Source organism: Streptomyces sp. NPDC111744, from assembly GCF_055634995.1.
In genome coordinates, this window is sequence record NZ_JBVKCG010000019.1 from 49,545 (window position 1) to 68,860 (window position 19,316).

The following is a 19,316-nucleotide window of genomic DNA, read 5'->3' on the forward strand; positions in this document are numbered from 1 at the left end:
GGCCACCGCTCGGCGGAGCGCTGGGGGAGGGGCTGGCCGAGGCGTCGGCCGTACCCGTGCTGTCGTCGGCGAGCGCCGTCCAGGCCCCGGCGCTGCCCATGGTCACCAGGGCCGTCGCCCCGGACGCGAAGAACACCTTGCGCATGAAGTTACGACGACTCGCCTCGGGACGCTCCGAGGCTTCCGGTATCTGCGTCGCGCCTTCGCCGGCGTCGATCTCGGACATGCGGCTCCCTTCGTCATGGGCGCGCCCTTCGTGGACGGCCACCGGGCGACCAGCCTGGTGCGGCCAACTGAGGCTCCGCTGAAGCGTGAACTCGGTGCCGCCTGGCGCGCCGTCTACCTCGACCCGGCCGCCGTGCGCCTGGGTGATCGCCGCCGCGATCGCCAGCGCCAGCCCCGCCCCGCCCTCGGCGCCGGGGGCACGGGAGCGGGAGGCGTCGCCCCGGGTGAAGCGTTCGAAGACCGTCGGCAGCAGAGCGGCGGGTATGCCAGGCCCGTCGTCGTGCACCCGGATCGCGCAGTGCCCGTCCGCCGACTCCACCGTCACCGTGATGCGCGTCCCGGCGGGGGTGTGGACCCGGGCGTTGGCCAGCAGGTTGGCCACCACCTGGTGCAGCCGGGACGGGTCGCCGGTCACCGTGGCGGGTGCGTCCAGGCGCAGCACCAGCTGCCAGTGGTGGTCGGACCCGACCGCCCGTGCGTCCCAGACCGCGTCCCCGACCAGGGTCGCCAGGTTCACCGCGGCCGCCTCCAGCGGCCTGCCCTCCTCGAGGCGGGCGAGCAGCAGGAGATCCTCGACCAGTCCCGTCATCCGCGCCGACTGGTCGGAGACACGGCGCCAGGCCAGCTCCGGTTCGATCCTCCCAGCGTCCACGCCCATCAGCATCAGCTCGGCGTATCCGGCGATCGAGGCGAGCGGGGTGCGCAGCTCGTGGCTGGCGTCGGCGAGGAAGCGGCGCATGTGCTCCTCGGTGCGCTGCCGTTCGGAGAGGGACCACTCCACGTGGTCGATCAGCCGGTTGAGGGCGACGCCGACCTGGCCGACCTCGGTGCGCGGATCGGTGTCCGCCGTGGGCACCCGGGTGAGCCCGCTGACCTCGCCCCGGTCGAGCGGCGCGTGCGAGACCTCGACGGCGGTGGTGGCGACCCGCCGCAGCGGCCGCAGCTGACGGCGGATCGCCACGGCGGACACGGATCCCGCCAGCACCAGCCCGATGCCGGCGATACCGGCCTCGACCGCGACCAGGGAGTCGATCATGTGCTGCACGTTTCCCACGGGCAGCCCTGCCAGCATGGTGGTGCCGCCCTCGCCGACGGCGGTCAGCCGGTAGGCGCCCAGGCCGGGGAGGGTCCGGGTGTGCAGGGTCCCGTCCGCCGGAAGGCCGGTCAGGGCGGCGCGCTGAGCGGGGGTGAGGGTGTGCGGTCCGTCGTCGGTCACCACTTCGGCCGTGGTGATCCGGCCCCCGTCGACGAGGGCGGCCAGGGTGCCGGTGTGCTGGCCCCGTTCGTTGAGGAAGCCGAGGTTCGCGCCGGGCGGCCCGTGCTCCCGGCCGCCCTGGCTGTGCTCGGCGGCGTCGCTGACCCGCTGGTCCAGGTCCCGGATCAGGTAGTAGCGCTGGACGAGCACGGTGGCGAGGGCCATCGCCGCACAGACGGCGGCCAGGGTGACGGCGTGGACGAGGACCATACGGGCCCGCAGCGAGCGCCCGCGGAGATGAGCCAGGGCGCGGCGGACCGCCGTCATGCCTCGTCGTCCGCCGGTCTGAGGACGTATCCGGCGCCCCGCACGGTATGGATCATCGGCCGGCGCTCCTTGTCGATCTTCGCTCGCAGGCCGTAGACATAGACCTCCACCAGATTCCCGCCGCCGTCGAACGAGCTGTTCCACACGTGGTGGAGGATCTGCGACTTGCTGAGTACCTGGCGGGGGTGGCTCATCAGGAACCGCAGCAGGTCGAACTCCTTCGCGGTGAGCGAGATCGGCGTGCCGCCCCGGCGCACCTCGCGGGTCCTCTCACCGAGCACCAGGTCGCCGAGGATCCGTACCCCTTCCTCCTCGGCGGCCTCGCCGGCCCCGGAGCGGCGCAGCAGCCCGCGCAGCCGGAGCATCACCTCCTCCAGGGAGAAGGGCTTGGTCACATAGTCGTCGGCGCCGGAGGACAGCCCGTCGAGCCGGTACTCCACCGCGTCCCGGGCGGTCAGCATGAGCACGGGCAGCCCGGCGTTCTCGTACCGCAGCCGACGCAGCACCTGGATCCCGTCCAGGTCGGGCAGCATGCCGTCCAGCACGACGGCGTGCGGGCTGGACCGGCGGGCGGTGCGCAGCGCGCCGTACCCGTCCTGCGCCACGAACGGCCGCCAGCCCGCCGCGGTGACGGCCACCGAGAGCAACTCGGTCAGCTCGGGTTCGTCGTCGACGATCAGCACACGGATCGCGCCCGCCGCGAGTGTGGGGGTGTCAGACATGCCCACGATGCTCTCCCGGCGGGCTGTTCGTGAGCTGTGCGGCGAGGTCCGTCAGGGGTCGGCGACAGCCCTCGAAGGGCCCGGAAAGCGTGACACCACCCATAGGAGCCAGATCACATCCTATCGGGCGTCGTAGACCCGCAACGCCCTGAACACCAGGCAAGCCGCCCGAAAAGGGGCAATTCGGTTGTTTATACGATGTTAGATAGTACGTCACATCATTGCGTCCCGCTCCGGCCACCGCTAACCATGGCTGTCGTCGCCGGGAGACGGTGACGGACCGAGCGGATCACCGCCGGGTCCGCCCACTCCCGCCGGCTGTACGGGGCTCCGCCCCATGCCGCCGCACACAGCGGCCGGCGCCGACGCCGTCCCCACCGGAGAGATTCATTTACATGACCATGACCACTCGCACCCGCATCGCCCGACTGCGCGCCCTCGGCCTCACCGGCCTCGCCACCACCGGTGCCGCAGCCGCCGCCCTCACCCTGATGCCGACGACCGCGCAGGCCGCCGAAGCGACGCAGGTGCACGCCTCCACCGCGGTCACGGCCTCCAGCAACGACAGCCGCGCCACCTCCGGGCAGAAGTCCGGCTACTCGAACAACCTCGACGGCTGGATCAAGCAGTCCCTGCAGATCATGAAGTCCAAGGGCATTCCGGGCAGCTACGACGGCCTCAAGCGCAACATCATGCGCGAGTCCGGCGGCAACCCGAGCGCCCAGAACAACTGGGACGTCAACGCCCAGAAGGGCACCCCTTCCAAGGGGCTGCTCCAGGTGATCGACCCCACCTTCAACGCGTACCACGTCAACGGCACCGCGAACAGCGTCACCGACCCGGTGGCCAACATCACCGCGGCCGCCAACTACGCCGCCCACCGCTACGGCTCGATCGACAACGTCAACTCCGCATACTGAGCCCGCCGGTGACTCATCGGACCGGCCCCGGCCCGTCGTGCCGCAGCAGGAACGCGTCGGCAAGGGCGTCGGTGAACTCCTCACCGACCGGCCCGGCCGACACCAGTACGCGGTAGTACAGCGGGCCCACCAGCTGGTCTGTCCGGGTGTCCAGGTCGAGCCCGGCGGGCAACCGGCCCGCCGCCACGGCCCGTTCCAGCAGGGCGCGGTCGCGCCGGCGCTGCGGATCCAGGCAACGTGACCTGAACTCCTCCCCGGCGAACGCCGGATCGTGCTGGGCCTGCGCGAGCAGCGCCCGGATCGGACTCGCCGAAAGACCGTGGCCGACGACTCCACCTTCGCGAGCATGCGGCCGTACCTGAATGGACTACGTACGCGACCCGGCGAACGGCTACCGCAGCGTCGGCTTTCCGGTCGCGGACGGCATGGAGACAAGCTGCCGAACGCCTAGACCTCGGGTTCCCGGTGCTCGTGCGCTGCCTGCTCCAGTGCCGCGGCCTCCGCCTCGGCGATACGGGTCTCCGCCTCGACGTCGACCGAGCGGGTCAGCCACCAGTACAGCAGCGCCGAGACCGGCAGCCCGACGAACAACGAGATGTCCGCGCCGTCGAGGGCCTTGGCGGCGGGACCGACATAGAGCGTGCCGACGGAGAAGAACGGGATCATCACGGCGAAGCCGACCAGGTAGGAGATGATCCCGCGCCAGCCCCAACGGCCGTAGATGCCGTCGGGTTTGAAGATCTCGGCGATCGCGTAGTGGCCGCGGCGCACCACGTAGTAGTCCATCAGGTTCACCGCGGTCCACGGGATGAACAGATAGAGCACCAGCAGCAGGAAGTTGTTGAAGTTCGTCAGGAAGTTCGAGGTCGCCGCCAGCGCGCCGACCAGGGAGAGCACCGCGGTCACACCGATGGTGATCAGACGCACGCCCAGCGTCGGCCGCACCCGCTTGAACGAGTCGATGGCGCTGATCAGCGTCAGTGAACCGCCGTACATGTTCAGCGCGGTGACGGAGATCAGGCCCAGTGCGGCGAACAGCAGCACGATCGCACCGAAGCCGTTGAAGACCTTGTCGCCGGCGGCGTTGATCGAGGGGATCGTGTCGAAGCTGTCGCCGGCCCAGGCGGCCAGCAGCGTCCCGAGCACCATCAGCCAGATGCCGCCGAGCGCCGACCCGAAGTAGGTCCAGTAGAAGGTCTTGCGGACCGTCACGTCCGGCGGCAGATAGCGCGAGTAGTCCGAGACATAGATGGCCCAGCTGATCTGGTACCCGGCGACCACGCCGAACTGGGCGAGGAACGGCGTCCACTTGAAGGCGCCGAGGTCGAAGGAGCCCGGCGGGTAGTGCAGGGTGACCAGGACACCGACGGTGAAGATCCCGAAGATGACGAGGAAGGTGTAGGTCAGGAACCGCTCGGCCTTGTGGATGACGTCGTAACCCACCAGCGCGATGACGAACGCGACGGCGGTGACCACGATCACCCACAGTTTCACGCCGCCGTGGATCGTGGTGTTCAGGGCCTCACCGGCCAGGCTGGTGTTGAACACGTTGAAGCCCGCGTACTGCACATAGGCGAACAGCCACACCAGCAGCGCCCCGACATAGCCGAACTGGGGGCGCGACTGGATCATCTGCGGCAGCCCCAGCTGCGGACCCTGCGCCGAGTGGAAGGCCATGAAGAACGTGCCGACCACGGTGCCCGCGACGATCGCCAGCAGCGACCAGATCAGATTGCCGCCCTCCGTGATGCTGATCAGCCCCACGGCCAGGGTGGCGATCTGCGCGTTCGACATGAACCACAGCGGACCCAGATGCCACAGCTTGCCGTGCCGCTCGTCCAGCGGCACATAGTCGATGGACCTGACCTCCAGACCGCTCACCCGCGGTTCCGCCGATGTGCTCATGGCACCTCCCAGGGGCCCGTCCGTCACTCTGGTCACATTCTTCCCCCGGAAAGGTCCGGATGAGGCCTACGGAATCCGTGTTCCGTTCCCCCGGATTGCCCGCCTCGCCTGCGGCCTTGTTGCTCTGCTCACAATTTGCCCGGAACCACCCGTTTCGTGGCGGCCATCACGTCGCCGACCGCGCATTTTGTCTACGTTCGCAGTTCTGTGTCCCTCCGACCTGAACTGCCGAGGCTCCCGCATGCTCAATCGCACCCTCGCCGTCGTGGCCACGGTGGTGACCCTGCTCGCCGGCGCCGCGCCGGCGGCCCTGGCGGCCGGTTCCGTCTCCGGCTCCGGAGACTTCCGTACGGCCGTGCGGGCGCCGGCCGAGGCGCACGTGACCGCCGCCGTCCTCGACCTGGACGGCACCGGCCGGGAACCCGCGGTCTACGGTGACGACACGCCGTACGACACGGCGAGCATCGTCAAGGTCGACATCCTCGCCTCGCTGCTGCTCCACGCCCGGGACCACCGGCGCGCCCTCACCGCGCGGGAGAGCGCCCTCGCGGAGGTGATGATCCGCGACAGCGACAACGACGCGGCCACCGCCCTGTGGCGGGCCATCGGCGGGGCCTCCGGCCTTGAGTCGGCGAACAGGCGGCTGGGACTGACCTCCACCACGGCCGGCTCCGGTGGGCGCTGGGGGCTCACCCGGACCACGGCGGGCGATCAGATACGGCTGCTGCGCGCGATCTTCGGCTCCGGCCCCACACCGCTCGACACCGCGTCCCGAAGCCGTATCGGCACCCTGATGACCGAGATCGCCGCCGGCCAGTCCTGGGGCGTCTCGGCCGCCGCCGACTCCGGGTGGGCGCTGAAGAACGGCTGGCTGATGCGCACCACCACCGACCTGTGGGACATCAACAGCGTCGGACGCGTCACGGCCGGCGGTCACCACTACCTCGTCGCGGTCCTCTCCAACGGCAACGCGTCCATGCCGGACGGCGTGAAACTCGTCGAACGAGCCGCCCGTACGGCCGTCACCGCAACGGCGGCACACTGACCCTCTTGGCGCAGCGCACCCCGCCACCCGCCCGAATTGCCCCTAACGTGCACTAGAGGTGCCCTCATGTGCACCCGAGGTGACGAAGGCGGCAACGGGAGGTGCGGTGGCGGGTGCGGGCGGACCGACGGCCGGGCGGGGCGGGGCGCGCCGGGGGCGTGGTGGCGCGGCGCCGGGCACCCGGTCCGCCCGCGCGGTGTGGATCCCGAAGCGCGCCCGCGATCCGCGGGCCTCCGCCTCCGTCAGCGCGGTCGTCGTCCCCGGCCTGCGCATCGCCAGCGCCTATGCCTGGCGCCTCATCGTGCTCGGCATCGTCGTCTACGGCGTCTTCATCGTCCTGGGCCGCTTCCAGCTGATCGCCGCAGCCCTGTTCCTGGGTCTGGTCATCACCTCGGTGCTGCGCCCGTTCACCGATCTGCTGAGCCGTTGGCTACCCCGCCCCCTGTCCGTGGCCGTGAGCCTGGTCGGCAGCATCTGCGTGTTCTTCGGCCTGCTGGCCCTGGTGGGCAACGCGGTCGCCCAGGAGTCGGCGACGCTGGCCGACGAGTTCCGCGGCGGCATCCATCGCATCGAGGTCTGGCTCCAGCGCCCGCCCTTCCGGCTCGGCCCGGGCGCCCTCTCGCATCTCCAGCAGCAGATCGTCAACTACGTCCAGGCCCACCGCTCCAACCTGGCCAGCAGGGCGCTCAGCGGGTTCGGCACCCTCGTCGAGCTGGTCACCGGAGGCGCGCTCGCGCTCTTCGCCTCCGTCTTCTTCATCAGCTCCGGCGAGCGGCTGTGGGCCTGGACGAGCCGCGAGCTGCTGCCCGCAGGGGCCAGGACCGCGTGGGACCGGGCGGGGCACGCCGCCTGGCGGACGTTCGCCGGGTACACCCGCGGCATCATCATCGTGGCCGCCACCAACGCCGTACTCGTCGGCATCGCCCTGCTGGTGCTGCGGGTGCCGCTCGCGCTGCCGCTCACCGTGCTGGAGTTCTTCGCCGCCTTCGTCCCGCTGGTCGGCTCACCGGTGGCACTGAGTGTGGCCACCGTGGTCGCGCTGGCCGGGCGCGGGCCGCTCACGGCCGTGGCCGTCCTCGTGCTCATCGTCGTCATCGGGCAGCTCGAGGGTCATGTGCTGCATCCCCTGGTGATGAGCTGGGCGGTGCGCCTGCACCCCCTGGTCGTCGCCGTCTCCGTCATCGCGGGCAGCATCGTCGCGGGGGTGATCGGCGCCGTCGTGGCCGTGCCGTTCATCTCTGTCGTCTGGGCGGTGGTGCGGGCCCTGCGGACCGCGCCGCCGGGGTCCTGACCCGGTCGGGGGCTCAGCCGCCCTTGGCGGGGCGGCCTGGCGCGCTTCGGGGCACGACGGGACCGGCCGGACGGTGTGGGAACCCGGACCACCGGGCGGATGCGCCGCACCCGGTGGTCCCGTCCGACGGGACGAACGGTCAGCGCCTGCCTCCGGCGAAGGGGCGGCGGGAGATGGTGGCGCGGATGGTGGTCTGCGCGGGGACCGGCCACCTGGCACCCGTGGCACCCGTGGCCCCCGAACGCCGCGGCAGCGCGGGCGAGTTCGTTCGCCTCTACCGCCCCGGCGGTCCCGCCGGCTTCGTCGTACGCCCGGACGGGCACCTGGGCGCCCGCTCCCCTCGCGACCGCCCTCGCCGACTACCGCACGGCCTGCGGCCGCGGATCGCTCCCGGCACTCCAGACGACGACCGGCGGTACGACACGTGCACAGCGGGGCATGCCACGGGCGTCGGTCAGGCCGAGCCTGCCGACCAGCAGGCCGTCCCGCACCGCCGCCTCGGCCACCGGGTCCGGGACGGCGTCGAGGAGCAGCTTGGCCCGGCGGAACATCGTGAAGCCGCCGTCGGCGTCCACGGTCCCCCAGGACAGGTATACGAACCGGCCGCCCGGACCGCCCTGGACGTAAGGGCCCTTGAAGTCGACCCCGGTGGCCGTGACCGCCGGGGTGCAGGGCAGAGTCCAGGTCGCGCAGACGGCGTCACCCGGCTGCGGGTCGAGCAGTTCGATGGGACGGTTCCGGCGCTGTACGGCCACATGGATGCCGTCGTACTCGGAGAAACCGCTGTCCCCGGGCGCCGGGCAGGACCGTCCGGGCAGGTCGGTCGCGTCGATGCGGATGTGCATACCGGCCATCATCACCGACGGACCCGCCCGCCCCGTAGGGCAGGCCGGCGAACCGTTGGTGACGTTCGCCGGCCTGCCGGGCGCGGTCAGCGCTTGGTGTAGATGAACCCGACCTTGTCCAGCTCGTCACCGGAGCGGCCGTGGAAGCCGGCGATCTGCCAGCCCGACGGGGCGGTGCGGGTCACGCAGTCCGAGGTCGTCGTACCACCGGCGAGGGTGTGGCCCAGGTTGGTGGTGAACTTGGCGTAGAAGATGCGGGTGGTGTTGTTGTACTTGCCCTCGCACAGGTACGCCGTGGTCACGTACTCGGTGCTGCCCAGCGTCAGTGAGGACGCCGTTCCGCCGGTGCCGCCGTGGGTCAGCGTGGTGCCGTTGCCCAGGGTGATGCCGACCTGGTCGACGCGGGAGCCGGAGCGCAGCGAGATGCTGGTGGCGCGGGCGGCGGCCGGGACGCTCGGAAGGTCCTGGTAGTAGTCGCCGTGCGGACCGCCGAACTGGTCGCTGAGCTGGAAGTCCGGGTTCTTCGACCAGGAGAAGCCGACCGTGATCGGGTCGTGGTCGGAGAGCATCAGACCGGCGTCGTTGAGGAACTTGGCGTGCTCGTTGTTGTACGAGGTCGCGTTCAGGGTCACCAGCTTGCTGCTGCGGTACAGGACCTTGTCGACGACCTCGCAGGTGTTGGGCACAGTGGCCCCGGTCTGGTCGCAGAGCAGGGTGTCGCTGCCCTTGGCCGGCGCGCTGCCGCCGCGGATCAGCTGGACCCAGGCATCGGTCAGCCCGTTGTTGGAGGCGAACTCCGCGATGGTGTCGGCGGAGCGGGTGTAACGGGTGTTGGTGTCACCCATGACCACGACGGCGTTCCCGGCCGAGTGGGTGCTGATGAACGACGTCAGCTGGCTGAGGTTGTCGGCCCGGGAGGCCTCGTCGCCGTCGTTCGTACCTGCGTTGGTGTGCAGGTTGTAGAAGTCGACGTAGACGCCCTCGGCGAGCCGCTCACGCATGAAGGTGAAGCCCTTGGGCGTCAGGCAGTCGCCGGAGTCGATCTGGCAGGAGTTCCAGCCGACGCGCTCGAAGTCGTCGCCGTCCCAGGCGTAGTTGGAGACGGTGTTGAGGCCGCTGCCGATACCCGCGCCACCGCTGGTCGCGGTGCGGTACAGGTGGGTGTCCGTGGAGTACAGGTACGCGTGGTAGTTGAAGTCCTCCTGGACGTTGACGATGTCATACGGCGCGATCCGCTTGCCGATCTCGGTGGTGCTGGTGTCGCGCGGTGTGGATGCGCTCGACAGCGACTCCGGAAGCCCGGCGACGTTGTACGTGAGCACGTTGAACGTGCCGGAGCCGGCCGCCGCGGCCGGAGTGGCCGTCGCCGTGAGCCCGCCGAGGGCGGCGACCGCGGCCGCCAGGCAGGCAACGAGTCTGCGCATGGGGGTGTCTCCTACGGGGAGGTGTCGCTGAAAGGGTGTGGGCATGCCAAAAAGGCAATCCAAAACGTAACGGCAAACGCTTTCCCCCGCCCCCGTAACGGCCAACCAATCGGGGAATTGCATATGACGACCAGAAGATCAACTTCTGTCGGCGGCACCGGTCGGCCGCTGACTGTCAGCATGACCTGCAGGGCCGCGCGGTCTTCTCGGGCCGCGCCCTGAACCGGGAGTGGGTGGACGTCACCAACACCTCCCGCCGTGACGTGAACCTCAGCGGCTGGACTCTGTCGGACGCCGACGGCCACAGCTACACCTTCCGTCACTACCGGCTTGCGGGCCGTGCCACGGTCCGCGTCCACGCCGGGCAGGGCCGGGACACCATGACGGACCTCTACCAGGACCGCCGTCAGTCCGTGTGGGGCCACGACAGCGACACCGCCACCCTGCGCAACGACCACGGGCACTATGTCGACTCCGCCTCCTGGGGCCCGCAACACCGCCGTGACGCCGACCGCCGGCACGCCCTCGCTCACCGGCACTGACGAGCCCGACGGCCCCGGCCGGGTCCCGGTCCGGGACCCGGCCGCGGCCGTCTCGTGTCGCGTTCAGCCGACGACGGGGCCGTGCACGGTGGAGGTGAAGACGGTCTCGCCGCCCTGCCGGCCGACGACCTCCACGGTCACTGTGCCGTCGCCGCCGGGAGTCACCTCGGTGACGTCGACCCAGCACGGGCTGTCGAGTTCGACGTAGCGGTCGAAGGTCGTGGACGTGCTCGCCGGTATCAGCGCACGGGGTGCAAGCCGGGCGCAGGCGGCCTGGCGGGCACCCTCCAGCAGGACCATGCCGGGCAGATGGTCGCCGTCGTGGTCGAACAGGATCGGATGGTCCAGGTCCGGGGTGAGCAGCCACCGGCCGGGCGTGTCCGTGGGCGTCAGCACCACGTCCGCGGGGGAGGTGCGGCCCACGGCGGACGGCGGCATCGGGTCGGCCGCGACCACCGCCTCCGCCGAAGTCACCTGTTTACCGGGCCGGTTGGCCCGCAGCCGCGCGTAGACGGACGGCGTGACGATGGAGTACAGCCCGTCTCCGTGGGCCACGGTCCGGCCGTCCCGGCGCAGCGCGAACCCTATGCCCATCCGGCGCGCGGACGCCCTGCCTCGCGCGGCGGTGTCCGGGCACGCCACCTCAAGGTCGAAGTCGGTCGGCCGGGAGCCGATCCGCAACTGCTCCAGATCGGTGTGGCAGCTGAGTGACCACAGCACGAAGTGATGGCCGAGCGGTACCCCGTGTTCCGCGTGCGTCACGAACATGCCGGCCTGCCGAAACGTCTCTGCGGCCTGTAGCGGATCGTGACTCGAGCCGTCGGCACTGTTGAAGAAGGTGTGGGCGCGTGGCCACTGTCCGGTGAGGGAGAACCGCAGCCCGTCGTCCTGCGCGGTGCAGCCGGTGAGGAACACCTCGGCCAGGGACGCCCGGTGGACGTACTCCTTGGGGACCGTGGTGGTCAGCCGGGGCAGTGCTGGCAGGCCGACTCCGATCTCGCTGGCGGACAGGCTCATCGACAACCCCCCGTCGGAAAGCTCTTCGTTGGCTTGAAGCTCTGTTCGACGCCTATAAGATACGGACCTACCGGTTTTCTCGGGTCGGCCACAAGGTAAAGGATTCGCCAAGCGTGGTGGGACTCGATCCATGCATGACTCCGCTGAGTGGTGGTTTGGCCAAGTATTTTCGCGCTCAATCAAGTCGAAGGCACGGCGAAAAACGGACTAACGGGCAGATCTCGGCGGCTGGTTATCGGTGGGTGACGTGCCGGGCCCGACTCAGTAAAACCTGTATAGCGGTCTCTTTCGGCCATCTCCCTGGGGGAGTTCGCCGCCCGCCGGCCCACCCGAGTCGCCCCCGGTCCCGACAGCCACTGCATGATGTTGAACGGCCTGCGAGAGGGAGACCCGATGGAACCACTGCGCACCCTGCGCCTCGCCGCCGTCAACATCGACGGCGTCCTGCTCAACGACAGCTTCAGCCCGGTCCTGCACCGCCTCGTCCTCAAGTACGGCGGTGAGTACACCCGGGAACTGGAGCAGCGGCTCTTCTCCCAGTCCCGCCTCGCCGCCGCCCGGGTGCTGCTGGAGGAGACCGGAGCCGAGGTGAGCGAGCAGGAGGCCATCGCCGACTACTTCGCCGAACGCGAGGACTACCTGCGCGCCCATCCCGTCCACACCCTCGACGGCGCCGAGGAACTCCTGCACCGGCTGCGCGCCGCGGGCCTCGACGTCATCTGCTACGGAGGCCTGGACGAGGACCACTTCCGCCGCCACCTCGGCGCCTGGGAGCAGTTGTTCACCGCCCCCCACTACATCTGTACCAACGACTTCCGCCCCGGCATCCGGGAGATTGTCGAGGACCACTTCGGCCTCGACCACCACCAGGTCCTCTTCATCGACGACGTGGCCCGCTTCGCCGGTCACGCCAAGGAGCTGGACGTGCCGTTCGTCGGCCACCCCAGCACCTTCGAGCACGGCTTCCAGCGCGAGCTGATGCGCGAACTCGGCGTCCGGCACCTGGTCGGCGGTCTCGCCGAGATCGACGAAGAGCGCCTGCGCACCCTCGATCAGGAGGCCGGGCTCAGCGTCTTCTGGCATGATGCCGACTCCCTTTCCACCGCCCGTGAGGTGACCAGGTGACCACAGCAGAAGGAGCCGTACTGGCGGGCAGGGTCGCCCTCATCACCGGCGCCAGCAGCGGTATCGGGGCGGCCGCCGCCCGGGTGTTCGCCCGGCAGGGCGCCACCGTCGTCCTGACCGCCCGCCGCGAGGACAAGCTGCGGGACCTCGCCGAGGAACTGCGCGCCAAGGGCGCCGAGGCGAGCCACCGCACCCTGGACGTGCGCGACGGGGAAGAGGTCCGCCGGACCGTCGAGTTCGCCGTCGGGCGCTACGGCCGTCTCGACGCCGCCTTCAACAACGCCGGCGTCGCGCTGCCGAAGACCCCGATGCACCTCATCGACGACGCCGACTACGAGCGGGTCACCGAGACCAACGTGCGGGGCGTGTGGAACTGCCTGCGCCACGAGATCACGGCCATGCTCGAGACCGGGGGCGGCTCGATCGTCAACACCAGCAGCGTGGGCGGCCTGGTCGCCTCCTCGACGGCAGCGCCCTACATCGCCTCCAAGCACGCGGTGATCGGACTGACCAAGGCCGCCGCCGTCGAGTACGCCCCGCACCACATCCGCGTGAACGCCATCGCCCCGGGCCTGACCCGCTCCGAGATGATCGACGACTGGTTCGCCAAGTCGCCCGAGAACGAGGCGCGGGCCTACCGCTCCGCCCCGCAGGCACGCGCCGCCGACCCCGAGGAGGTCGCGGAGGCCGCCGCCTGGCTGTGCAGCGACAGAGCGAGCTTCGTCACGGGTGCCACACTTACCGTGGACGGCGGACGCACCGCCTGGTGAACTGCCCGACGGATCCCCGCGCCGACGCCCCTGCGGCGACGCGGGACCGGCCGGGAATCGGCCCTCTGCGGCCGAAATACCGACCCCCGATTGGGGTAAGGTACGTCACGTCCGGTTTTGTTTTGACCGAGGAGGGGTCCCCATGGCGCGTCAGGAGCGTGCGATTCGGACCCGACGCGCTGTTGTCGAGGCCGCCGCCGCGGTCTTCGCCGAGCGCGGATACACGGCGGCGACGATCGCCGAGATCCTCGAGCGGGCCGGAGTGACCAAGGGGGCCCTGTACTTCCACTTCGACTCCAAGGAAGCCCTCGCGCGAGGCGTGATCAACGCCCAGATCAGCGACGACTACTGGGTACCGCGCGAGCTGAAGCTCCAGGAGTGGGTGGACATCGGCATGACGCTGGCCCACCGCATCCCCAAGGAGGTCATCCTGCTCGCCGGTATACGGCTGTCGGCCGACCTCCAGGGGCGTTCGCTGTTCGGCAGCGCCTGGCCCGCCTGGACCGAGGTGGTGACCGAGAAGCTGGTGGAGGCCAAGGAACGCGGCGAGGTGCTGCCGCATGTCACACCCCAGGAGACCGCGGAGTGCTTCCTCGGGGCCTGGATCGGGACCCAGTTCATGTCCGAGGTGGTCTCCGACTGGACGGATCTCAACGACCGTATCTCCGTCCTCTACAACCACGTACTGCCGGCCATAGCCACACCCGCGGCCCTGATCCGGCTGGACACCGCGCCCGACCGGGGCGCCCGGGTCGTCCAGGAAGTCGAGCGCAGGCGGCAGGAATCGCTGGTGGCCACCGAGGCCTGACCCGTCTCGGACCAAACCACCTGCCTGGTTTGTTGTACGGGAGCGCTGTGCTCCCGATGATGCGGGAGGGCCACCAAGGTCCTCCGCCCACACCCCGGACTCTGGCAAACCTACCAATCGTGCTGTTTGCTAGGGTTCTCGAATCGCAATGTTGCAGGCCCAGGGGGAATCGGACCGTCCAATTCCGCATTCGCCCGGATCAACAGGGGGACGCGATGGTCAAGCAACTCCGGGCGGCCCGAACCCGCCAGGCCCTCGTTCATGCCGCAGCCGAGATCTTCGCCGACGACGGCTATGCGCTGTCGTCGCTGCCCGCGATCAGCCGTCGGGCGGGAGTGAGCGCCGGAGCGCTGCACTTCCACTTTCCCAGCAAGGACGCCCTCGCGGTCGAGGTGGAGGGCGCGGCCCGGCGCACCATCGAGCAAATGGTGACCGACCGGCGGCCGGCGGCCGCCTCCGCACTGCATCTGCTGATCACGGTCACCCGGCAACTGCTGGTCACGGTCGCCACCGACGTCGTCGTCCGTGCGGGTTTCAAGCTGAGCGTCGATCCCTCCCGCAAGAACGGCATGGGCTTCGGCTGCTGGTGGCGTACCTGGGTGTGCGAACAACTGGTGCGGGCCCAGCGTCAAGGGGAGTTGGCCGAGGGGGTGTCACCGGACCGGGTCGCCGCGGTGATAGTGGCCGCGACGGTCGGGTTCGAGGTGCTCGGCGCGGCGGACCGTGACCGGATCTCGCCCCAGCACGTCGAGCAGTTCTGGTCACTGGTGCTTCCTCAACTCGTTGTCCACAACGGCGAGTTCGTGGGCGCCGCACTCTCGGATTCCTGACTCCAGGTCAAGGGCCGCCAAAGCCGCCGGTGTTCGGTTTGACAAACCGCCCATGCCGTTTTGACTCGGGTGCCCGGGACTCGCCTCGGAGCACCCAATGGCGGACGGCAGGGGGACGGCGTGGACATCGGCATTCTCGGCACGCTCGACGTGCGCGAGGCGGCGTCTCCATCACCCCGACCGCGCCCAAGCCGCGTCAGGTGCTCGCCAGCATCAGGGCGGCGAGGAGCGCCGGCCCGTGCCACGGAGCCGGTCGCCCCGGGCGCACGCGGTCGTCGCCCGCCCTCGCCCGCCGCACCTGCTCCGTGACACCGTCCATGGAAACAGCTCAGGGGGCTCACCGGCCTCGTCGCAACCGAATTCCCCTGCTCAGGGGGTTCCGATGTGCCGGGCGATCCGGACGGCCGCGAACTCCGTGCCCGCCACGAACCGCATCATCGGCCCGAACATCGGCGCCGCGAGCGAGCCCGTGAAGTACAGCCCCGGCACCGACGACTCGAACGTGCCCCGCAGCGCGGGAGCCCTTGATCCCGGCACACACGCCACCGCGCGACGCACCGTGGGGGACAGGAAGGGCAGGGCGTCCAGGTCCAGCCGGTAACCGGTGGCCGCCAGCACGTGGTCGACGGTGAGGGACTCGCGCTCGCCTCCGGGACCGGCGACATCCAGGCGCACCGCCGGCCCGGAGAGCACGGCACCGGTGACCCGGCGCGAGGTGTGCACCGGTACGACACCCACCACCCGCTCCCGCAGCCACCAGCCGCCCGAGGGGCCGAGCGCCCGCCGGAACAGCAGCAGCCGGGCCGTCGCCGGAAACCACCGCACACCGCCCGGTGCCGCGCAGACCCCGGCGAGGATCCAGCCCGTGCCCAGTGGCGAGGCCGGCTTGGCCAGCCGCTGCGTCCAGGGCCTGGCCAGGTCCGGGGGCATGCCCCACAGCACCTGCCGCTCGCGCACCAGAACCTGCGCCTCGGCGCCCGCCTCGTGCAGCAGCGCGGCACTCTCCAGCGCGGACTGGCCACCGCCGATGACCGCCACCCGCCGGCCCGCGTACGCGGACAGATCGGTGTGGTGGCTGGTGTGCGACACCGGCGCCCGGGGGCCCGGCCCCTCGGGCGCGAGGTGCCGCAACTCGTCCGGGACATGGGCGAGTCCGTTCAGACCGGTCGCCACCACGACGGCCGAGGCCGCCATCTCCTGCCCGTCGTCCGCCCGGACCACGAAACCGGCCCCGGACGACGGCCGCTCGACCGCCGTCACCCGCGCCGGTTCCACCTCACCGACGTACCGCTTCTGGAACCACTGCCCGTACCGTACGAAGACATCGCACGGGATCGGGGTCAGCTCGGTCAGCTCCGGCTCGCCGTGCTCACGCCGGAAGTCCGCCAGCCGGCCGCCCGGCGCGGGCGCCGACAGGTCGGTGGCGGCCGGTGTCGACTTCAGGAACATCCCGGTGGCCATGGCATGCCGCCAGCTGCCCATCACATCGCCGAAGACGCGGACCGGCGCCCCCGCCGCCCGCAAGTGGGCGGCCACCGACAGTCCGTACGGCCCGGCACCGATCACGACGACCGGTGGCCGTACGCGCCCGGCGAACGCCTGCTCGTGGGCAGGGCGTTGCCCCGGAAGCGACTGCTTCATGGTTCCCTCCGCTGGTCTGCTCGCCGCCTTCCCCAGGGCGGCGCGACACTGCGGGATGGCACGCCCGGCGTGACACGGCCGTGCTCGTCCCCCCTCTGCGGGTGAGTCTCTCCCACGAGACCGATCCCGGAAACGATATCCACGCACGTTGGCCAAAACTTGGTCGAACCATACGACAAGCGCACCCAACCATGTCCTCGACGTATGGCGGACGGCTGCCGACGATCACGGATCCGACAGGATCGGTCGGCGGCAGCGGTTGTGCACGCGGTCCCACTCTCCGCGGGCCTCCCGAACGCGCCCCTGGCCAGCCCGGTAGCATCGCCGTGTGAACACCTACTGGCACGTCGCTCTGCCGCCGCTCTGCGCCTGACGGGCGCACCCGCTGACGGCTTGAACCCACGCTCCCGGCCCTGCCTTCGAAGACGCCCGGGGCCTGTGTCGTGCGCCCGTTCCGAAACCAGTCCGCAGACGGTATTCGACGACGGAAGTTCACGACTGTGCCGAACGACACCTCATCCCAGTCCTCCCAGCCCTTCACCGACGCGACCGCCGCGCGTCCACGCCCCCGCGCGGCCGGGGTGCTCGCGGGACCGTTCCCGATCCTCACGGCCGCCGTACTGTGGGGCACCACCGGGACCGTCGGTTCGCTGGCTCCCGCCGGAGCGCCGGCCGCCGCCATCGGCGCCGCCGGCCTGGTCCTCGGCGGCCTCCTGCTGTTCCTGACCGCACCGGGCGTCCGCTCCCTGCCCAGGGCCTGCACCGGCGGCGAACGCCGGCTGCTGCTCATCGGCGCCCTCGCGGTGGCCGGATATCCGCTCACCTTCTACCCCGCCGTGGCACGCACCGGCGTCGCCGTGGCCACCGTGGTCGCACTCGGCGGCGCGCCCGTCTTCGCAGGCCTCCTCGGCCGGCTCACCCGCCAGTCCCGGCCCACGGCCCGCGGGGCGATCGCGACCGGCGCGGCCGTCCTGGGCTGCACGGTGCTCGTCCTCGGACCCGAGGTGACCGGCGACGGCGCCCCCGTGGACGCCGTCGGCGTCCTGCTGGCAGGGCTCGCGGGGCTGTCGTACGCCGGCTACGCCCTCGTCGGCGGCCGGCTCATCGCCCGCGGCCATGCCTCCGGCCCGGTGATGGGCGTGATGTTCGGGAGAGCGGCACTGCTCGTGCTGCCCGTGCTGCTGTGGAGCGCCGGGCCGTGGCTGCTGACGCCGCGTGGCGCGCTGGTCGTCCTGTACCTCGGGGCGGTCACCACCTTCCTCTGCTACGGGCTCTTCGGATACGGCCTGCGGCACACCACCGCGCAGATCGCGACGACACTGACCCTGGTCGAGCCGGCGGTGGCCGCCGTCCTGGGAGTCGCCGCCCTGGGCGAGCGCCTGCCGGCCGTCTCCTGGTCCGGACTGGCGGTACTGGCGCTGGGGATCGTCTTCCTCACCCTCCCCACCGGTTCCCGAGGTTGAGAGTGCTGACCTGCTCCCCGGTCGAGTAACCGACCGGATGGCGTCGTTCGGGATGTTCTTCGAGTCGGGATTCCTTACGGCTCTCCGCCCGGGCCGAGCCATCGGGTCGGTGGCCGCCCGTCCCCCGTGGCCGACGAAACGGCAGCACAGAGCAGTCCTTTCGGGATTCCTCAGGGCGGTGCGGCGCCCTGCGACCGCTCACCCAAGTGAGTCTGCCGGATGGTTTGTTGACAGACCGGTTGTGCTGTTTTTTACTGGCGGGGTGTCAGGTGAGAGGACCAGGGAGACGCGAGTGGACATCGGGCTGCTGGGTGCACTGAATGTGCGGGAGAACGGGGTCTCCATCGCCCCGACCGCGCCGAAGCCCCGGCAGGTGCTGGCCCTGCTGGCACTGCGCGCCGACCAGGTGGTGCCCGTCCCCACCCTCATCGAGGAACTCTGGGCGGGCGCCCCACCGCGCAGCGCCCGCACCACCCTGCAGACCTATGTGCTCCAGCTCAGGGAGCACATCGCGACGGCACTGCGCCAGGGCGCCGGTCCCGGGAGTGCGGGCGCGCCGTCCGCAAAGGACGTCCTCACCACCCTGCCCGGTGGCTACCTGCTCGCCACCGGAGGCGGCGGCAGCGACATCCGGGAGTTCGAACGGCTCCGTGAACTGGGCTGCCGGGCCATGGACGACGAGAACCTCGCGGGCGCCTCCCGCACGCTGCGCCAGGCGCTGGACCTGTGGACCGGGCCGCCCTTCGCCGACGTCCACACCGGAGCCCATCTGGCCATGGAGGCACGGCGGCTGGAGGAGAGCCGGCTGTGCGCTCTGGACCAGCGCATCGAGGCCGATCTGCGGCTCGGCCGGCACCGCGAACTGCTCGCCGAGCTCACCGTCCTGACCAGCCGCTACCGCACCCACGAGAACCTGCACGCCCAGTTCATGCTCGCCCTCTACCGCTCGGGCCGGCGCGGCGAGGCACTCCACGTCTACCAGCAACTGCGCACCCTCCTCGTCAGAGACCTCGGCCTGGAGCCCTCGGCACGACTGCGCCGCCTCCAGCAGTCCATCCTCACGGCCACCGCCGAGACCCCCGGCCCCCCGACGCACCACGACGAACTGGCCGCACCGGTCCAGAGCGGGGGACTGGCCGGCGTTCCCTGACGTGGCCTCACCGGCCGGGCGGAAGGCCCACCGGCCGTTGCGGCGTCCGGACACGAGGCGGCCGACCGGGT

Annotated in this window: 18 protein-coding genes and 1 pseudogene; 10 read left to right on the forward strand and 9 right to left on the reverse strand. The window is 70.7% G+C overall.

Translation table 11 applies throughout. The annotated features are described in order from the left end of the window. Positions 1-304: 304 nt before the first annotated feature. Together ACZ7OO_RS32755 and ACZ7OO_RS32760 are read right to left on the reverse strand one after the other, a co-directional pair. Positions 305-1,747: pseudogene (locus ACZ7OO_RS32755) on the reverse strand (sensor histidine kinase); the annotation flags it as partial. Beyond that, positions 1,744-2,469 carry a response regulator transcription factor gene (locus ACZ7OO_RS32760; RefSeq protein WP_471510374.1) on the reverse strand — a complete coding sequence of 242 codons (726 nt, stop codon included), beginning with the start codon at positions 2,467-2,469 and terminating at the stop codon, positions 1,744-1,746. The gene ACZ7OO_RS32760 and the pseudogene ACZ7OO_RS32755, both read right to left, overlap by 4 nt. A gap of 395 nt (positions 2,470-2,864) precedes the next feature. On the opposite strand from ACZ7OO_RS32760, the gene ACZ7OO_RS32765 reads away from it, so the two are divergent. Further along, complete coding sequence (locus ACZ7OO_RS32765; RefSeq protein ID WP_471510376.1) at positions 2,865-3,389, forward strand: transglycosylase SLT domain-containing protein; 525 nt, start codon at positions 2,865-2,867, stop codon at positions 3,387-3,389. Between the two features lie 13 nt (positions 3,390-3,402). Here ACZ7OO_RS32765 and ACZ7OO_RS32770 read toward each other — a convergent pair whose 3' ends face one another. Together ACZ7OO_RS32770 and ACZ7OO_RS32775 are read right to left on the reverse strand one after the other, a co-directional pair. Next, a complete protein-coding gene (locus tag ACZ7OO_RS32770) occupies positions 3,403-3,753 on the reverse strand; it encodes a TetR-like C-terminal domain-containing protein (protein WP_471510548.1) in 351 nt (116 codons plus the stop codon). A gap of 83 nt (positions 3,754-3,836) precedes the next feature. Continuing rightward, a complete protein-coding gene (locus ACZ7OO_RS32775) occupies positions 3,837-5,294 on the reverse strand; it encodes a purine-cytosine permease family protein (protein ID WP_471510378.1) in 1,458 nt (485 codons plus the stop codon). A gap of 241 nt (positions 5,295-5,535) precedes the next feature. Between ACZ7OO_RS32775 and ACZ7OO_RS32780 the strand changes: the two genes are divergently transcribed. Both ACZ7OO_RS32780 and ACZ7OO_RS32785 read left to right on the forward strand, forming a co-directional pair. Further along, positions 5,536-6,339: a serine hydrolase gene (locus ACZ7OO_RS32780; protein WP_471510379.1), complete on the forward strand. Its 804-nt coding sequence runs from the start codon at positions 5,536-5,538 to the stop codon at positions 6,337-6,339. A 79-nt stretch (positions 6,340-6,418) separates the two neighbouring features. Beyond that, positions 6,419-7,630, forward strand: coding sequence for an AI-2E family transporter (locus ACZ7OO_RS32785; RefSeq protein ID WP_471510381.1), 1,212 nt, complete (start codon positions 6,419-6,421; stop codon positions 7,628-7,630). Between the two features lie 359 nt (positions 7,631-7,989). Here the strand turns inward: ACZ7OO_RS32785 and ACZ7OO_RS32790 are convergent, their stop codons facing one another. Further along, entirely contained in the window at positions 7,990-8,475 is a 486-nt protein-coding gene (locus ACZ7OO_RS32790; RefSeq protein ID WP_471510383.1) for a DUF5990 family protein, read from the reverse strand. 86 nt (positions 8,476-8,561) lie between these two features. Beyond that, positions 8,562-9,899, reverse strand: a complete 1,338-nt coding sequence (locus tag ACZ7OO_RS32795) for a jacalin-like lectin (protein ID WP_471510385.1) — start codon at positions 9,897-9,899, stop codon at positions 8,562-8,564. 233 nt (positions 9,900-10,132) lie between these two features. Between ACZ7OO_RS32795 and ACZ7OO_RS32800 the strand changes: the two genes are divergently transcribed. Further along, the gene (locus ACZ7OO_RS32800) at positions 10,133-10,441 is read left to right on the forward strand and encodes a lamin tail domain-containing protein (protein ID WP_471510387.1); all 309 of its coding nucleotides are present in this window, start codon (positions 10,133-10,135) and stop codon (positions 10,439-10,441) included. 63 nt (positions 10,442-10,504) lie between these two features. On the opposite strand, the gene ACZ7OO_RS32805 is transcribed toward ACZ7OO_RS32800, so the two are convergent. Next, positions 10,505-11,458, reverse strand: coding sequence for a ScbA/BarX family gamma-butyrolactone biosynthesis protein (locus ACZ7OO_RS32805; protein WP_471510388.1), 954 nt, complete (start codon positions 11,456-11,458; stop codon positions 10,505-10,507). A 393-nt stretch (positions 11,459-11,851) separates the two neighbouring features. Here ACZ7OO_RS32805 and ACZ7OO_RS32810 point away from each other — a divergent pair, with 393 nt between their 5' ends. The 4 genes from ACZ7OO_RS32810 (at position 11,852) to ACZ7OO_RS32825 (ending at position 14,991) form a co-directional block, all read left to right on the forward strand. Beyond that, complete coding sequence (locus ACZ7OO_RS32810) at positions 11,852-12,583, forward strand: HAD family phosphatase (protein WP_471510389.1); 732 nt, start codon at positions 11,852-11,854, stop codon at positions 12,581-12,583. Continuing rightward, on the forward strand, positions 12,580-13,353 hold the full coding sequence (locus ACZ7OO_RS32815) for an SDR family NAD(P)-dependent oxidoreductase (protein ID WP_352226227.1): 774 nt from the start codon (positions 12,580-12,582) through the stop codon (positions 13,351-13,353). Before ACZ7OO_RS32810 ends, ACZ7OO_RS32815 begins: the two co-directional genes overlap by 4 nt. A gap of 142 nt (positions 13,354-13,495) precedes the next feature. Beyond that, positions 13,496-14,161: a ScbR family autoregulator-binding transcription factor gene (locus tag ACZ7OO_RS32820; RefSeq protein WP_471510391.1), complete on the forward strand. Its 666-nt coding sequence runs from the start codon at positions 13,496-13,498 to the stop codon at positions 14,159-14,161. A 215-nt stretch (positions 14,162-14,376) separates the two neighbouring features. Next, complete coding sequence (locus tag ACZ7OO_RS32825; RefSeq protein WP_471510393.1) at positions 14,377-14,991, forward strand: ScbR family autoregulator-binding transcription factor; 615 nt, start codon at positions 14,377-14,379, stop codon at positions 14,989-14,991. A 196-nt stretch (positions 14,992-15,187) separates the two neighbouring features. Here the strand turns inward: ACZ7OO_RS32825 and ACZ7OO_RS32830 are convergent, their stop codons facing one another. Together ACZ7OO_RS32830 and ACZ7OO_RS32835 are read right to left on the reverse strand one after the other, a co-directional pair. After that, positions 15,188-15,310 (reverse strand): hypothetical protein, encoded by a 123-nt coding sequence (locus ACZ7OO_RS32830; protein WP_471510395.1) that lies wholly within the window; start codon positions 15,308-15,310, stop codon positions 15,188-15,190. Positions 15,311-15,360: 50 nt separating this feature from the next. Beyond that, positions 15,361-16,632, reverse strand: a complete 1,272-nt coding sequence (locus tag ACZ7OO_RS32835; RefSeq protein ID WP_471510397.1) for an FAD-dependent oxidoreductase — start codon at positions 16,630-16,632, stop codon at positions 15,361-15,363. Positions 16,633-17,132: 500 nt separating this feature from the next. Here ACZ7OO_RS32835 and ACZ7OO_RS32840 point away from each other — a divergent pair, with 500 nt between their 5' ends. Both ACZ7OO_RS32840 and ACZ7OO_RS32845 read left to right on the forward strand, forming a co-directional pair. Next, positions 17,133-18,095 carry a DMT family transporter gene (locus ACZ7OO_RS32840; RefSeq protein ID WP_471510399.1) on the forward strand — a complete coding sequence of 321 codons (963 nt, stop codon included), beginning with the start codon at positions 17,133-17,135 and terminating at the stop codon, positions 18,093-18,095. A gap of 292 nt (positions 18,096-18,387) precedes the next feature. Further along, on the forward strand, positions 18,388-19,245 hold the full coding sequence (locus ACZ7OO_RS32845) for an AfsR/SARP family transcriptional regulator (protein WP_471510401.1): 858 nt from the start codon (positions 18,388-18,390) through the stop codon (positions 19,243-19,245). The last annotated feature ends 71 nt before the right edge of the window (positions 19,246-19,316 follow it).

Excerpts from the sequence above, each read along its gene's own strand:
- ACZ7OO_RS32760 (WP_471510374.1), bottom strand. The coding sequence starts at position 2,469 with ATGTCTGACACCCCCACACTCGCGGCGGGCGCGATCCGTGTGCTGATC.
- ACZ7OO_RS32765 (WP_471510376.1), top strand. The coding sequence starts at position 2,865 with ATGACCATGACCACTCGCACCCGCATCGCCCGACTGCGCGCCCTCGGC.
- ACZ7OO_RS32775 (WP_471510378.1), bottom strand. The coding sequence starts at position 5,294 with ATGAGCACATCGGCGGAACCGCGGGTGAGCGGTCTGGAGGTCAGGTCC.
- ACZ7OO_RS32780 (WP_471510379.1), top strand. The coding sequence starts at position 5,536 with ATGCTCAATCGCACCCTCGCCGTCGTGGCCACGGTGGTGACCCTGCTC.
- ACZ7OO_RS32790 (WP_471510383.1), bottom strand. The coding sequence starts at position 8,475 with ATGCACATCCGCATCGACGCGACCGACCTGCCCGGACGGTCCTGCCCG.
- ACZ7OO_RS32795 (WP_471510385.1), bottom strand. The coding sequence starts at position 9,899 with ATGCGCAGACTCGTTGCCTGCCTGGCGGCCGCGGTCGCCGCCCTCGGC.
- ACZ7OO_RS32805 (WP_471510388.1), bottom strand. The coding sequence starts at position 11,458 with ATGAGCCTGTCCGCCAGCGAGATCGGAGTCGGCCTGCCAGCACTGCCC.
- ACZ7OO_RS32810 (WP_471510389.1), top strand. The coding sequence starts at position 11,852 with ATGGAACCACTGCGCACCCTGCGCCTCGCCGCCGTCAACATCGACGGC.
- ACZ7OO_RS32820 (WP_471510391.1), top strand. The coding sequence starts at position 13,496 with ATGGCGCGTCAGGAGCGTGCGATTCGGACCCGACGCGCTGTTGTCGAG.
- ACZ7OO_RS32825 (WP_471510393.1), top strand. The coding sequence starts at position 14,377 with ATGGTCAAGCAACTCCGGGCGGCCCGAACCCGCCAGGCCCTCGTTCAT.
- ACZ7OO_RS32830 (WP_471510395.1), bottom strand. The coding sequence starts at position 15,310 with ATGGACGGTGTCACGGAGCAGGTGCGGCGGGCGAGGGCGGGCGACGAC.
- ACZ7OO_RS32835 (WP_471510397.1), bottom strand. The coding sequence starts at position 16,632 with ATGAAGCAGTCGCTTCCGGGGCAACGCCCTGCCCACGAGCAGGCGTTC.